This window comes from Nonomuraea sp. NPDC048916, from assembly GCF_040649575.1.
Classification (GTDB): domain Bacteria; phylum Actinomycetota; class Actinomycetes; order Streptosporangiales; family Streptosporangiaceae; genus Nonomuraea.
This window is the reverse complement of record NZ_JBEZFS010000073.1, coordinates 1-13,836: the sequence shown is the minus strand read 5'-3', so window position 1 is coordinate 13,836 and position 13,836 is coordinate 1. Positions and strand designations below refer to the sequence as shown.

Below are 13,836 nucleotides of genomic sequence, written 5' to 3'. Positions count from 1 at the left end.
GAATGGGCCGGATGCGGTGGTGGTGTCGGGGGTGGCGGATGCGGTGGCGCGGGTGGCGGCGGGGTTTGAGCGGGTGCGTCCGTTGCGGGTGTCGCATGCGTTTCATTCGGGGTTGATGGAGCCGATGTTGGCGGAGTTCGGTGCGGCCATTGAGGGGTTGGAGTTCGCCGCGCCGCGCCTGCCGTGGGTCACCCACGGCGACCCGACCACGGCCGACTACTGGGTGGCACAGGTGCGAGAGCCGGTCCGGTTCATGGACCTGGTCAGGGAGATGGAGAACCGCGGCGTCACCACGTTCCTGGAGATCGGGCCGGGCGCGACGCTCTCCGCGATGGGCGCGGAGTGCGTGCGCGATCCCAGGGCGGCGTTCATCCCCACCATGCGGCACGAACGCGACGAACCGGAAGCGCTGATCAGTGCGCTCTCGCACGCGTGGGTCCGTGGCGCCGGCGTGGACTGGAAGCGCGTGCTCCCCGAAGCCGGACCCGTGGATCTGCCCACCTACCCCTTCGCCCGCCGCCGCTACTGGATGTCCCCCGTCCCTGTCGCCGGTCAGGACACCACCGGGCACCCCGTGCTCACCACGGTCGTCAACGCGCCCGACGCCGACACCGTCACGCTGACCGGCCGGTTGTCGCTTCAACGCCACCCCTGGCTGGCCGACCACGCCGTGCACGGCGTGGTCCTGCTGCCGGGGACCGGCCTCGTCGAGCTGGTGCTGCGCGCCGCGCGGGAGGTCGGGTCGGTCACGATCGACGAGCTGGCCCTCGAAGCCCCCCTGGTGGTCACGGACCCGGGGACGGTCGTGCAGGTCGACGTCGGCGAACCCGACGACTCGGGGCGGAGGCGGCTGCGGGTGCACTCACGACCCGACGGGGGAGAGTGGCGCCGCCATGCGACGGGGTTCGTGACGCAGGCCGCCGTACCGGTGCCGGTGGACCTCGATCTGGTGATGTGGCCGCCGCGTGACGCCCAGCCGATCGACGTGGGCGGCGGATATGACGAGCTGGCCGGCCGCGGCTACGCCTACGGCCCCTGGTTCAGAGGCCTGCGCGCGGCCTGGCGGCGCGGCGACGAGATCTTCGCTGAGGTGGCGCTGCCCGACGAGGCCGACGCGACGGGTTTCGCCGTCCATCCGGCGCTGCTGGATGCCTGCTGGCATCCCGTTCTGCTAGGCGGGGACGGCGCGGAACCCGTCGTGCCCTTCGCGTGGACGGGCGTGACGCTGCACGCCGACGCGGGCTCGCGGGTGCGCGTGCGGATCTCCGCGGCGTCGGACCCCACGACCTCCGAAACCACATCCATGACCGTGGCCGACCCGGCGGGTCGCGTCCTTCTGGAAGTGACCGGCCTGGCCGTCCGGCCGGTCTCGGCCGGTCAGCTGCCGGCCGAGCCACGCTCGCTCTACCGGGTGACCCCGGTCACCGTCGCCGCCCCGGCCCCCGGCACCAGGAGGTGGGCGATCCTCGGCGAGGACGCCCGCGGTCTCGGCCATCCCACTCACCCACGCCTGGACGCGATTCCCGAGCCACTACCCGACGTCGTGACGCACCACAGCCCTGTCCGTGGTGGCTCGATTCCCGCAGCGGTCCACGACGCGACCGTCGGCCTGCTACGGCTGCTGGCCGAGTGGCTGACCGACGCCAGGTGGGCCGCCTCCACCCTTGTGCTCACCATCGGCGACCACCTCAGCCAGACGGCGGTCGCCGGTCTGGTCCGCGCCGCCCAAGCCGAGCACCCCGGCCGCATCGTCCTGGTCCACGGGGTGAGTGCCGAATCGGCAGACCCCGATGTACTCGCCCGGGCGGTGGAGACGGGCGAGCCGGAGGTCATCGTGCACGGCGCGGAGATCCGGGTTCCGCGGCTGACGAAGGCCGGCGGCTTCGGAAAGCCTGCGGAGATCGAAGGACCAGTGCTGATCACCGGTGGCACGGGCGGCCTCGGCGCTCTCGTCGCCAGGCACCTGGTCACCCGGCACGGCGTACGCGAGCTGGTCCTCGTCAGCCGTAGGGGGCCGAAAGCCCCGCGCGCCGGCCTGATCCAGGCCTCGCTCGAGGAATTGGGCGCCAACGTGACCATCGCCGCTTGCGACGCGGCCGACCGGGATGCGCTGGCCGCCCTCCTGGCCGATCATCCGGTGCGAGCCGTCGTGCACGCCGCGGGTGTGGTGGACAACGCCGTGGTCACCTCGCTCACTCCCCAGAGCGTCGCGGCCGTCCTGCGGTCCAAGGTGGACGCGGCCTGGAACCTGCACGAACTCACCACCGGCCTGTCCGCGTTCGTGCTGTTCTCCTCGGCGGCCAGCACCGTCCTGGCGGCCGGGCAGGGCAACTACGCTGTCGGGAACGTCTTCCTCGACCAGTTGGCCGTCCATCGCCGCGCGCTCGGCCTGCCCGCGCTCTCGCTGGGCTGGGGCCTTTGGGAGGAGCAGTACGGCATGGCCGCCGAACTCGACGAGGCCGGACGGCAGCGGATGCGGCGGCTCGGCATGCCCCCGCTGGGCATGGACGAGGCGCTTGCGCTGTTCGACGCGTCCCTTGCCGCCGAGGACGCCGTGGTGCTGCCGATCCGCTTCGACCTGGCCGTATTGCGCGCGCGGGCGGACGAGGCGCCCGCGATGCTGCGCGGCCTGGCGCCCCGGCCCCCGGCCAGGCGCGCCTCCGCGACGGAAGGCCTGGCACGCCGTCTGACGGGAATGGCGCCGGCTGACCGCGAGGAGTTCCTGGTGGCCCTCGTCAGCGGACAGGTCGCCGCAGTCCTGGGGCACCAAGACCCCGGGGCGATCGACGTCGGCCGAGCTTTCAGCGAGCTCGGATTCGACTCGCTGAGCGCGGTGGAGCTGCGCAACGCTCTCGGCGTGGCGACCGGGCTGCGGCTGCCGGCGACGCTGGTGTTCGATCATCCGACCGTGACGGCGCTCGCCCGGCGGCTCGCGGAGGAGCTCGGCGAGGGTGGAACCGATCACACGGCGCGCGTGCTGGCCGAGGTCGATCGCCTCCAGGAGGTGCTGGACGGGGCGGACGCCGACCGGGCAGCCGTCGCCGCACGGCTGGAAGTCCTGCTCAGGAGCCTGCGCGACGGGTCCGATGTGCCGGACGACGACTCCATCAGCGACGACATCAGCGACGACATCACCGACGACGAGTTGTTCGCGGTGCTCGACAAGGAGCTCGGCTAGCTTCGCCCGGGTTTCGACCCTGCGGCGAGTGGGGTCAGGATCACCACGCGATCCGCATCAGCGTGGGGCCACGCACGATCACGCCGTACTTCCACGTGACACCCTCCGGGCCATCGGCGAGCCGGAGGCCGGGCATGCGCGGCAGCAGCGCCCGTAGCGACTCCTGCAGCTCCAGCCGGGCGAGCTGAGCGCCGATGCAGTGGTGCGCGCCGTGACCGAACGTCAGGTGCGGATTGTGTGCCCGGGTGAAGTCGATGGTCTCGGGATCCTCGAAGACCTCCGGGTCGCGGTTGGCCGCGTGAAGAGCGGGGAGGACGGGGTCGCCCGTACGCACCAGCGTGTCGCCGAACCACACGTCCTCCAGGCTGTATCTGGCGAACATGGCCGCGGTGTTGATGGGCACGTAGCGCAGGAGCTCCTCCACGGCCGAGTCCAGCAGCTCAGGCTCGCGGCGTAGCTGCTCGAGCAGGTGCGGCCGGGTGAGCAGCGTGTAGAAGAAGCTGGGCAACGCCGCGGCCACCGTCTCCACGCCGCCGGTCAGCAGCGCGGACCCGGCCAGCGTGACGAGTTCGTTGTCGTCCAGCTTGTTGCCGTTGTCGCGCGCGTACACCAGCGCGCCGAGCAGGTCGTCGGTCGGCTCCTTGCGCCGCTGGACGATCAGCCCGGCCACGTACTCGTCCAGCTCGGCCCCGAGATCGAAGATCACATCCGCCTTCGCGGTCTCGTCGTTGGTGACGCCCTCAGTCCACTTGCGGAAGATCTGCCGGTCGGTGAACGGCACGCCGAGCAGATCGCAGATGACGTTGGTCGGCAGCAGCCGCGCGAAATCCTCCACCATGTCGGCGGGCGGTCCCTGCTCGACCATGGCGTCGGCCAACTGGTTGGCCAGGGCTCGCACGCTCTCCCGCATCTTCTCCAGCCGGCGCACGGTGAACGCCTTGGACACCAGCCGGCGCAGCCGCGTGTGGTCGGGCGGGTCCATGCCCATGATCCCGTCGTCGATCAGCTGCCTGCGCAGTCGCGGCTGGTTCAGGCCCTGAGCGATGGCGCGGCTGAAGCGGGGATCCGTCAGCACCAGCTTGACGTCGGCGTAACGCGTGGCCAGCCAGGCCGGCTCGCCGTACGGCATCTGCACCCGGCTCATCGGCTCGATGCGGCGCAGTTGCGCGTACAGAGGGGAGACGCCGATGTCGCGCATCTCGAACGGATAGTCGCGCGTGCGCGCGTGGACGCTCATCCCGACCCTCCTGACGCCGGACGGCTCATGGCCGCGGTGGGAGCCATCAGGGTGCTGATCGTCCCGCGCAGGGGCACGGCCATATCCGTCGCATTTTCTTATTCAAGGCGCGGGTCATATTCGGCGCCAGCCCCTAAGGGGCGGGAACCCCTAACCTGGATTTCAGGGCGTTATATGCGCCTGCGGGCTGCATTACTCTCGCTGGGGAGGACAGTGCGCATTTCCTCGAACCTGCGGCCGTCGGCGGGGTCGAAAGGAATCCGACTCGAATGAAGGCTCAGGTGCCGAAGGTCGCCCTGTATCCGCCGACGTAGCCGACGTCAGGAGAGACCGTGCGCGTCATGCTGGTCGTCTTTCCCACCAGAACGCACATCTACAGCATGGCTCCCGTGGGATGGGCACTGCGAGCCGCCGGGCACGAGGTCCGTTACGCCGGGCCGCGAAACCCGGCCGAGGTCGAGCCTTTCCTGGAGACCGGCCTGGAGGCGATGTGGTTCGGCGACGATCTGGACATCGCCCGGCAGCGCCGGTTCGCCGGCGACGACCTGGAAGGTCAGCACAAGCTCTCGGAGTCCCGGCCCGAGCGCTACACCGATGAGTACATCCGCGAGGTCTACCACCACTGGACGAAGATCTTCCAGTGGACCTCCCCGGACCGGCTGCTGACCGAGATGCTGCACTTCGCGCGGCAGTGGCAACCCGATCTCGTGGTGTGGGACCCGATGATGTACGCCGGTCCCCTCGTGGCCACGGCTGTGGGCGCCGCGCACGTTCGGATGCTCTACGCGGCCGATCAGACGGCGCGGATCGGGTTCCAGCACAGGGCACTGCGCGAGCGGCGGCCCGACGTCCCCGACCCGCTCGTGGAGTGGATGTCCGGCTGGCTCGCGCGCCACGGCCGCGAGTTCGACGACACCCTGCGGTACGGCATGGCCACGATCGATCCGTCACCCTCCTGCATCCGGTACGACCTGGACGTCGCCTACGTCCCTGTCCGGTTCGTGCCGGTGAACCGCCCGCTGCCGGTGCCGTCATGGGTTGTCCAGGAGCCCGAGCGGCCCCGAGTGTGCCTGACGCTTGGGGTGTCCAACCGCCAGGTGCACGGCCGGGAGGAGGCGTCGGTGGCGGCGCTGCTCGAGGGTCTGGGCCGGCTGGACGTCGAGGTGATCGCCACGCTCAACGCCGACCAGATCGCGGCTGTCCCTCGACTGCCCGGCAACATGCGGGCAGTCGACTTCATCCCGATGAACGAGGCGCTGGCCACCTGTTCGGCGATCGTGCACCAGGGCGGCGGGGCCACCATCGGCAACGCCGTGGTGAACGGGGTGCCGCAGCTCATCGTCCCCGGCACGACGTGGAGCGAGCGGGTCTCCGCACTGGCCCAGCGAAAGCGCGGGTACGGCCTGCTCCTGGACCTGGAGGACCTCACGTCGGAGGCGGTGTGCGAGCAGGTGGGCCGCCTGATCGACGATCCGTCGTTCGCCAGGTGCGCCGCCGAGGCGCAGCGGGAGATGCTTGCGACGAGGACCCTGGCGGACATCGTGCCGGACTTGGAGGCGCTGGCCGGCTGACCGCCGCCGGGACCGGCTACGCCAGGGAACGCAGGAAGCCGGAGAGGACTTCCGTGAGGCGTTCCGGCTCCTCCAGGTGGGGGACGTGGCTTGACTCCTCGAAGATCTCCCAGCGCGCGTCCGGGATCAGCTCGGCGAAGGGTCGTATGGCCGCTGCCGTCACCTCGTCGTGTCTGCCCGAGATCACCAGGGTGGGCACGGCCACGTCGGGGCATCGGTCGATCACCGACCAGTCGCGCAGGGTGCCGATGACGTGGAAATCGCTGGGGCCGTTCATCGTGAAGTAAACCGTGGGGTCGTTGTAGACCTCGTAGAACGAGGCGAGCATCTCCCGCGGCCACGGCTGCAGCGTGCACAGGTGCTTTCCGTAGAAGACCCGCACGGCCTGCAGGTACTCGTCGGAGTCCGTGGTGCCCGCGGCCTCGTGGCGGCGCAGCGTCTGGTCCACGCCGGGCGGCAGTTGCGAACGCAGGACGTCGAGCTCCTTGAGCCACATCGGGTAGGAGGCGGGCGAGTTGGCGACGATCAGGCCACGGAGCCCGGACGGTCGGGTCGCGGCGTGCTCGGCCGCGAGCACGCCCCCCCACGAGTGCCCGAGCAGGACGTAATCTCCGGCGATCGCCAACTGCCTGAGCAGGTTGTCCAGCTCGTCGAGGAAGAGCTGGACGGTCCAGAAGTCGGCGCCGCGACTGGGCAGGTGGCTCGACCCGCCGTTGCCGAGCTGGTCGTAGTGGACGACGGGCCAGCCGAGCTCGGCCAGAGCGGCCAAGCTCGTGAGGTAGTCATGGGTGCTCCCCGGCCCGCCGTGGAGGATCACCAGGGCGGGCCGGCTGTCGCGCAGGTCTCCGGTGACGCGGTACCAGGTCTTGTACTCGCCGAAGGGCACGGTTCCCTTGGCGCTCGCCGGCAGGGTCACGGCGGCCCTCCGTCCGTTGTCAATCGGTTGCCGCGGTGCCGCCGACGTGGCGAGTGATCACGTCCCTCACCGCCGCCCCGTGAGAGGTGAGGTAGAAGTGTCCGCCCGCGAAGGTCCGCAGCCCGAACCCGCCGGTGGTGTGGCGGCTCCACGACTCGGCCTCGTCGAGCGTGACCTGTGGGTCCTCCTCGCCGGTCATCGCGATGACCGGGCAGCGCAGCGGCGGCACGGGCCGGTAGCGGTAGGTCTCGACCGCACGGTAGTCGCTGCGCAGCACGGGCAGCACCGTGCGCATGATCTCCTCGTCGTCGAGGACCTGCGAGCTGGTGCCGCTGAGGGTGGCCAGCTCCATGAGCAGTCCCGCGTCGTCGCGGAGGTGGACTCGCTCGTGGCGGTAGCGCGAGGGGGCGCGGGCTCCGGACGCGAAGAGCACGAGGGGGGTGACTCCGGCCCGCTCCAGCCGTACCGACACCTCGAAGGCGACGGCCGCCCCCATGCTGTGCCCGAACAGGGCGATCGGCCGGTCCAGCCACGGCCTGAGCTCGTCGGCGATGTGGTCGGCCAGCACACGGATGTCGTCGATGCACGGCTCCGTCCGCCGGTCCTGCCGCCCTGGGTACTGGATGGCGAGCAGCTCGACCGAGGGCGACAGCTCTTTCGACATCGGGAAGAAGAAGGTGGCCGAACCGCCGGCGTGAGGCAGGCAGACCAGGCGGGCGGCGTTCGGCGCGGGATGGAACCGACGGATCCACTCGCCCGTTCGCGTGGAAGCTCCTGCCATATCCGTCCTCTGAGTAGGCATCACATCGGGGGGTTGCCGTGCTTGCGCGCCGGTCGTGCCGTCTGCTTGCCGGCCAGCGTCGTCAGAGCTTCGATGAGGATCGACCGCGTGTCGGCCGGGTCGATGACGTCGTCCACCAGGCCGCGCTCGGCCGCGTAGTACGGGTGCATCAGCTCCTGGCGATACTGCTTGATCAGCCGCGCGCGGGTGGCTTCCGGGTCCTCCGCCGCGGCGATCTCCCGGCGGAAGACCACGTTGGCCGCCCCTTCGGCGCCCATGACCGCGATCTCGTTGGTGGGCCAGGCCAGCGACAGGTCGGCGCCGATGGACCGGGAGTCCATGACGATGTAGGCCCCCCCGTACGCCTTGCGCAGGATCACCTGGATGCGGGGGACCGTGGCGTCGCAATAGGCGTAGAGGAGCTTGGCGCCGTGCCTGATGACGCCGCCGTGCTCCTGGCGGCGTCCGGGCATGAAGCCCGGCACGTCGACCAGGGTGACGAGCGGGATGTTGAAGGCATCGCAGGTCTGGACGAAGCGGGCGGCCTTGTCGGAGGCGTGGATGTCGATCACGCCGGCCTGTGCGGCGGGCTGACTGGCCACGATGCCCACGACCCGGCCGCCGAGGCGGGCCAGCGCGCAGATGATGTTGGTCGCCCACTTGGCGTGCAGCTCGAACATGGTCCCGGCGTCGACGATCTCCCTGATGACCGCTCGCATGTCGTAGGGCTTGCCGAGCTTGGCGGGCACCAGTTCGAGCAGCGCCTCGACGCGCCGGTCCGGCGGGTCGCACGTCGCCGAGATCGGCGGCAGCTCCCGGTTGTTCGACGGCAGCATCGACAGCAGCAGCCGTACCTTGCCCAGGCACTCGGCTTCGTCATCGCAGACGACCGTCGCCACGCCGGAGGATTTGGCGTGCACGTCCGCGCCGCCCAGCCCCTCGTGCGTGATCTCCTCGCCGGTCACCGCGCGGACCACGTCCGGTCCGGTGATGTAGACCTGGGAGATGCTCCGCACCATGAACACGAAGTCGGTCAGGGCCGGGGAGTAGGCCGCTCCGCCGGCGCACGGCCCCAGCATCACGCTGATCTGCGGAATGACCCCCGAGGAGCGGACGTTGCGCCGGAATATGCCGCCGTAGCCGGCCAGCGCGGTGACACCCTCCTGGATGCGTGCCCCCGCGCCATCGCTGAGGCACACCAGCGGCGCTCCCACGGACTCCGCCATGTCCATGATCTTGTGGATCTTCTCGGCGTGCGACTCCCCCAGGGAGCCGCCGAAGATCCGGAAGTCGTGGGCGTAGGCGAACACCTTGCGCCCCATCACCTCGCCCCACCCGGTCACCACGCCGTCGGTGTGCGGGCGGCGATCCTCCAGCCCGAAGCCCGTGGCCCGATGCCGGCGCAGCCTCTCGATCTCGTGGAAGGTGCCTTCGTCGAAGAGCAGCTCCAACCGCTCGTGCACAGTGAGCTTGCCCTTGTCGTGCTGCTGCGCCGTGGCGCGCGCGGACGGGCCCTGGGCGACCGCTTCCTTGACCGCGCGTAGTTCGGCGACAGCCGACCACATCTCCGAAGAAGGAGTTGGCTCCGTCGGCGTAGCGGCGGAGGCCTGGTGATCGTCCACGCTCATGTTGCCATCACTTTCCTGCGCGAAAAGAATCGCGACATCGAGTAACGCCGAACATCGGTCAACCGGGCGGCGTCAGTATATTTGTGCGCGATATTGCGCCCACACCCCTAGGTGACCCCTAACCGCCGCGTACTCGCGAAACGCAATTAAATATGCTGCCGCCCCGCGTGGCTAGGGGTGTAATGCCGATTCCGTGCGGCAGTACGATCCGAATCGGCAGTCGTCGGTATTTGTCATTCCGGCGCGCGCCGCCGAATCTTCGAATGTCAGTCGACGATCTGGAGTTGCGTCGATGCGCGAGTCCGAAAGCTTCGATCCCGGCGCACCGGACAAGCGATTGGATCTGGACGGGCTCGCCGGCCCCGAGCAGCGGCGGCTCCTGCTCGACCTGGTGCGCGAGCAGGTCCGTGCGGTGCTGCGCAAGCTGGACCCGCATGCCGCCCCCACGATCGACCTGCGGCTGCCGCTGCGTGAACTGGGTCTCGACTCGTTGGGCCTGATCGAGTTGCACGCGCGGCTCAACGCGGCCACCGGGCTGGCGCTGCCCGTCACGATCGCCTTCGAGTACCCCACCAGCGAGCTGCTGGCCGACCACGTGCGGGCCACGCTGCTGGGGCTGGAGACCGAAGGACCGGCCCCTCTGCAGCGGCCCGCCCCCGACGACGAGCCCATCGCGATCGTGGGGATCGGCTGCCGCTTCCCCAGCGGCGTCCACTCACCCGAACAGTTGTGGGACCTGGTGGCCGAGGGCCGCTCGGTGCTGGACGACTTCCCCACCGATCGCGGCTGGGACCTCGACACGCTCTTCGACCCCGAACCCGGCAAATCGGGCAAGAGTTACGTCAGCAAAGGCGGGTTCCTGGAAACCGCCGCCGAGTTCGACGCCGACTTCTTCGGGATCAGCCCGCGCGAGGCGCTGGCCATGGACCCGCAGCAGCGCCTGCTGCTGGAAACGGCGTGGGAGGCGGTGGAACGGACCGGCACCGACCCGTCGGCGCTGCGGGGCAGCCAGACCGGCGTGTTCGTCGGCGCGGGAATCCTCGAGTACGGCGTGCGGACCTCCGAGGCCCCCGAGGAACTCGAAGGTTACGTGATCATCGGCAGCGCGCCCAGCGTCCTGTCCGGACGGGTCGCGTACGCCCTGGGGCTGGAGGGCCCCGCGCTCACCATCGACACCGCATGCTCAGGGTCGCTGGTAGCGCTGCACCTGGCCGCCCAGTCGTTGCGCCGCGGGGAATGCTCCCTCGCGCTCGCCGGCGGCGTCACGGTGGTCGGCAGTCCTGGGATCTTCACCGAGTTCAGCAAGCAGCGCGGCCTGGCCCCCGACGGCCGGATCAAGGCGTTCGCCGCCGCCGCCGACGGCACCAGCGTCGCCGAAGGTGTCGCCGTCCTGGTGGTGGAGCGCCTGTCCGACGCGCGCCGTAACGGCCACCGGATCCTGGCCCTGATCCGCGGCTCGGCGATCAACCAGGACGGCGCCAGCAACGGGCTGACCGCGCCCAACGGGGCCGCTCAGCGGCGGGTCATCCGCCAGGCACTGGCCGACGCGGGACTCACCGCCGACCAGGTCGACGTCGTCGAGGCCCACGGCACGGGGACCGAGCTCGGCGACCCGATCGAGGCGCGGGCCCTGCTGGAGACCTACGGTCAGGACCGGCCCGAGGGGCAGCCGCTGTGGCTGGGGTCGGTGAAGTCCAACATCGGGCACACCCAGGCCGCGGGTGGCGCGGCTGGGCTCATCAAGATTGTCGGGGCGATGCGCCATGGGCTGCTCCCCAAGACGTTGCACGTGGACGAGCCGACGCCCAACGTCGATTGGTCGGCGGGCGAGGTGCGGCTCCTGACCGAGCCGGTGACTTGGGAGCGGAACGGGCATCCGCGACGGGCGGGCCTGTCGGCCTTCGGTGTCAGCGGGACCAACGTGCATGTGATCGTCGAGGAGCCTCCGGAGGGTGGAGCCGACTCCAGGGGGTCCGCGGCCCAGCCGTACCCGAAGATGGACGCCGACACGGAACCGACCCTGGGCGTGCTCCCGTTCGTGATCTCGGGCAAGAGCGACGCGGCCCTGCGGGCGCAGGCCGCGCGCCTGCTGCCCGTCACGGACGCGGCTGAGGTGACCCTGCCGGATCTCGCCTATTCGCTGGCCGTGACCCGCACCACCTTCGACCACCGGGCCGTCGTCCTCGCCACCGACGGGGACGAGCTCACGCGCGGTCTGCGAGCCGTCGCCTCCGGCCAGAGCGCTCCCGGGACCTTCGCCGGTGCGGCGTCCGGCTCACTCGCCTACCTGTTCACCGGCCAGGGTTCGCAGCGGCTCGGCGCCGGCAGGGAACTGTGCCGGGCATTCCCCGTTTTCGCTGACACGCTCGAAGAGACCATCGGCTATCTCGATCTCCAGCTCAACACGTCCCTCTGGGACGTCCTCTACGCGACCGAGGGTTCCGTGGAGGCCGACCTGCTGCACCAGACGATGTACGCGCAGGCGGCGCTCTTCGCCATCGAGGTCTCGCTGTTCCGGCTGCTGAAGTCGTGGGGTCTGCGGCCGGACTACCTGGCCGGGCACTCGGTGGGCGAGATCGCGGCCGCGTGCGCGGCGGAGGTCATGTCGATCGAGGACGCCGCCACGCTGGTAGGCGCACGCGGCCGGTTGATGCAGGAGCTTGCGCCGGGCGGCGCGATGGTGGCGGTGGAGGCCACGGAGGAGGAGATTCTGCCGTTGCTCACCGAAGCGGTGGGGCTGGCCGCGATCAACGGTCCCCGTTCCGTGGTGCTCTCCGGCGAGGAGGAGGCCGTCCTCCAGGTGGCGGCCCGCTTCTCCGATCGCCGGACCCGGCGCCTCCGCGTGAGCCACGCGTTCCACTCGGCGCTGATGGAGCCGATGCTGGCGGAGTTCCGGCAGGTCGCGCAGCTCCTCGACTACGCGCCGCCCCGCATCCCCGTCGTGTCCAACCTGATCGGCAGGCCCACGCAGGACTTCGGGCCTGACTACTGGGTCCGTCACGTACGGCACGCGGTGCGTTTCCGCGACAGCGTGGCCTGGCTCGCGGACCAGGGCGTCACGACCTTCCTGGAGCTGGGTCCCGACCCGGTGCTGTCGGCGCTCGGGCGGGAGTGCCTGGGCGAGGACGCCGCCTTCGTGCCCACGCTGCGCCGGGACCGACCGGAGCAGCGCGAAGTCCTGTCCGCACTCGGGCAGGCGCACGCACGTGGCGCCGCGTGGGACGGGGAGGCGTTCTTCACCGGGAGCAGAGCCCGTCGAATCGAGCTGCCGACGTACGCCTTCCAGCGCCGCCGGTTCTGGCTGAACCCGCTCGTCAGGAACGGGAGTGGGGCTCTTGGCCTCGGCCAGAAGAACGCCGAGCATCCGATCCTCGGCGCGGTCGTCCAGCTCGCCGACTCCGACGGTGTCGTGCTGACCGGACGGATCTCCCTCCACTCGCACCCGTGGCTGGCCGATCACGTCATCGCCGGTGCCGTCATGCTGCCCGCAACGGCGTTCGTCGAGCTCGTCCTGCGCGCCGCCGACGAGGCAGGCTGCACGCGGATCGAGGAGCTGACCCTGGAGGCGCCGCTGGTGCTGCCAGAGTACTCCGGTGTCGCCCTGCGCGTCGTGGTCCGCGCCGACGACGGCACCGGACGTCGCGCCGTCGAAGTCTCCTCGTGCGCCGAGGCCGCCGGACGCCACCCCGCTGGATCTGACCGGCGCCTATGAGCGGTTGGTGGAGTTGGGGTATGGCTATGGGCCGGTTTTTCGTGGGTTGCGGGCGGCGTGGCGGCGGGGGGATGAGGTTTTCGCGGAGGTGGGTCTGCCGGAGGGAGTTGGAGAGGGGTTCGGGTTGCATCCGGCGTTGCTGGACGCGGCGATGCACGGGGACGTCGCCGATGACCAGACGCTGGTGCCCTTCGAATGGCGGGGAGTGAGCCTGTATTCAGCCGGTGCCACGGACCTGCGGGTCCGTATCCGGACCGGGGCCGTCTCCGCCATCGAGGCGGTTGATGGGGTGGGGCGGCCGGTGGTGTCGGTGGAGTCGTTGGTGTCGCGGCCGGTGGTGGGTGGGGTGTTGCGGGGGTCGGTGGATGGGTTGTGGCGGGTGGAGTGGGGGTTGTTGCCGGTGCCGGTGCCGGTGCCGGTGCCGACGCTGGTGTCTGGGGCGGTGTCTGGGTCTGGGTCTGGGTCGGTGCCGGTGCGGGTGGTTCGGTGTTCGGTTGGTGGTGGGGATGTGGTGGGGGGTGTGGGTGTGGTGTGTTCTGAGGTGTTGGGGGTGGTTCAGGGGCATGTGGCGGTGGAGGGTTCGGGTTGGTTGGTGGTGGTGACGGGGGGTGCGGTGTGTGTGGCGGGGGATGTTGGGGTGGATGTGGTGCAGGCGCCGGTGTGGGGGTTGGTGCGGGCGGCGCAGGAGGAGTTTCCGGGTCGGGTGGTGTTGGTTGACAGTGATGGGTCGGTGGAGTCGGAGTCGTTGTTGGGTGGGGTGGTGGGGTGGGGGGAGTCGGAGGTTGCGTTGCGGGGTGGGCGGGTGTTTGTGCC

At 70.4% G+C, this 13,836-nt stretch carries 8 protein-coding genes; 4 read left to right on the top strand and 4 right to left on the bottom strand.

The genetic code is table 11. The features are described 5' to 3' along the window. Nucleotides 1-3,178 (top strand): KR domain-containing protein (locus AB0C16_RS39000; RefSeq protein ID WP_357691000.1); only part of this gene is annotated, 3,178 nt, incomplete at its 5' end. Between the two features lie 40 nt (nt 3,179-3,218). Here AB0C16_RS39000 and AB0C16_RS38995 read toward each other — a convergent pair. Next, on the bottom strand, nt 3,219-4,415 hold the full coding sequence (locus AB0C16_RS38995) for a cytochrome P450 (RefSeq protein WP_357690998.1): 1,197 nt from the start codon (nt 4,413-4,415) through the stop codon (nt 3,219-3,221). Nucleotides 4,416-4,756: 341 nt separating this feature from the next. On the opposite strand from AB0C16_RS38995, the gene AB0C16_RS38990 reads away from it, so the two are divergent. Next, nucleotides 4,757-5,986 (top strand): nucleotide disphospho-sugar-binding domain-containing protein, encoded by a 1,230-nt coding sequence (locus AB0C16_RS38990; RefSeq protein ID WP_357691002.1) that lies wholly within the window; start codon nt 4,757-4,759, stop codon nt 5,984-5,986. Nucleotides 5,987-6,002: 16 nt separating this feature from the next. Here AB0C16_RS38990 and AB0C16_RS38985 read toward each other — a convergent pair whose 3' ends face one another. The 3 genes from AB0C16_RS38985 to AB0C16_RS38975 are packed head-to-tail and all read right to left on the bottom strand — an operon-like array spanning nt 6,003 to nt 9,248. Next, nucleotides 6,003-6,902: a proline iminopeptidase-family hydrolase gene (locus AB0C16_RS38985; protein ID WP_357690996.1), complete on the bottom strand. Its 900-nt coding sequence runs from the start codon at nt 6,900-6,902 to the stop codon at nt 6,003-6,005. Between the two features lie 19 nt (nt 6,903-6,921). Then, entirely contained in the window at nt 6,922-7,683 is a 762-nt protein-coding gene (locus AB0C16_RS38980) for an alpha/beta fold hydrolase (protein ID WP_357690994.1), read from the bottom strand. 20 nt (nt 7,684-7,703) lie between these two features. Then, the gene (locus AB0C16_RS38975) at nt 7,704-9,248 is read right to left on the bottom strand and encodes an acyl-CoA carboxylase subunit beta (protein WP_357690992.1); all 1,545 of its coding nucleotides are present in this window, start codon (nt 9,246-9,248) and stop codon (nt 7,704-7,706) included. A gap of 355 nt (nt 9,249-9,603) precedes the next feature. On the opposite strand from AB0C16_RS38975, the gene AB0C16_RS38970 reads away from it, so the two are divergent. Together AB0C16_RS38970 and AB0C16_RS38965 are read left to right on the top strand one after the other, a co-directional pair. After that, nucleotides 9,604-13,023: a beta-ketoacyl synthase N-terminal-like domain-containing protein gene (locus tag AB0C16_RS38970; RefSeq protein ID WP_357690990.1), complete on the top strand. Its 3,420-nt coding sequence runs from the start codon at nt 9,604-9,606 to the stop codon at nt 13,021-13,023. Beyond that, nucleotides 12,905-13,836 (top strand): polyketide synthase dehydratase domain-containing protein (locus AB0C16_RS38965; RefSeq protein ID WP_357690988.1); only part of this gene is annotated, 932 nt, incomplete at its 3' end. The genes AB0C16_RS38970 and AB0C16_RS38965, both read left to right, overlap by 119 nt.

Bases quoted from the DNA above. Each gene is read 5' to 3' on its own strand.
- AB0C16_RS38995 (WP_357690998.1), bottom strand. From the start codon at position 4,415: ATGAGCGTCCACGCGCGCACGCGCGACTATCCGTTCGAGATGCGCGAC.
- AB0C16_RS38990 (WP_357691002.1), top strand. From the start codon at position 4,757: ATGCTGGTCGTCTTTCCCACCAGAACGCACATCTACAGCATGGCTCCC.
- AB0C16_RS38980 (WP_357690994.1), bottom strand. From the start codon at position 7,683: ATGGCAGGAGCTTCCACGCGAACGGGCGAGTGGATCCGTCGGTTCCAT.
- AB0C16_RS38975 (WP_357690992.1), bottom strand. From the start codon at position 9,248: ATGTGGTCGGCTGTCGCCGAACTACGCGCGGTCAAGGAAGCGGTCGCC.
- AB0C16_RS38970 (WP_357690990.1), top strand. From the start codon at position 9,604: ATGCGCGAGTCCGAAAGCTTCGATCCCGGCGCACCGGACAAGCGATTG.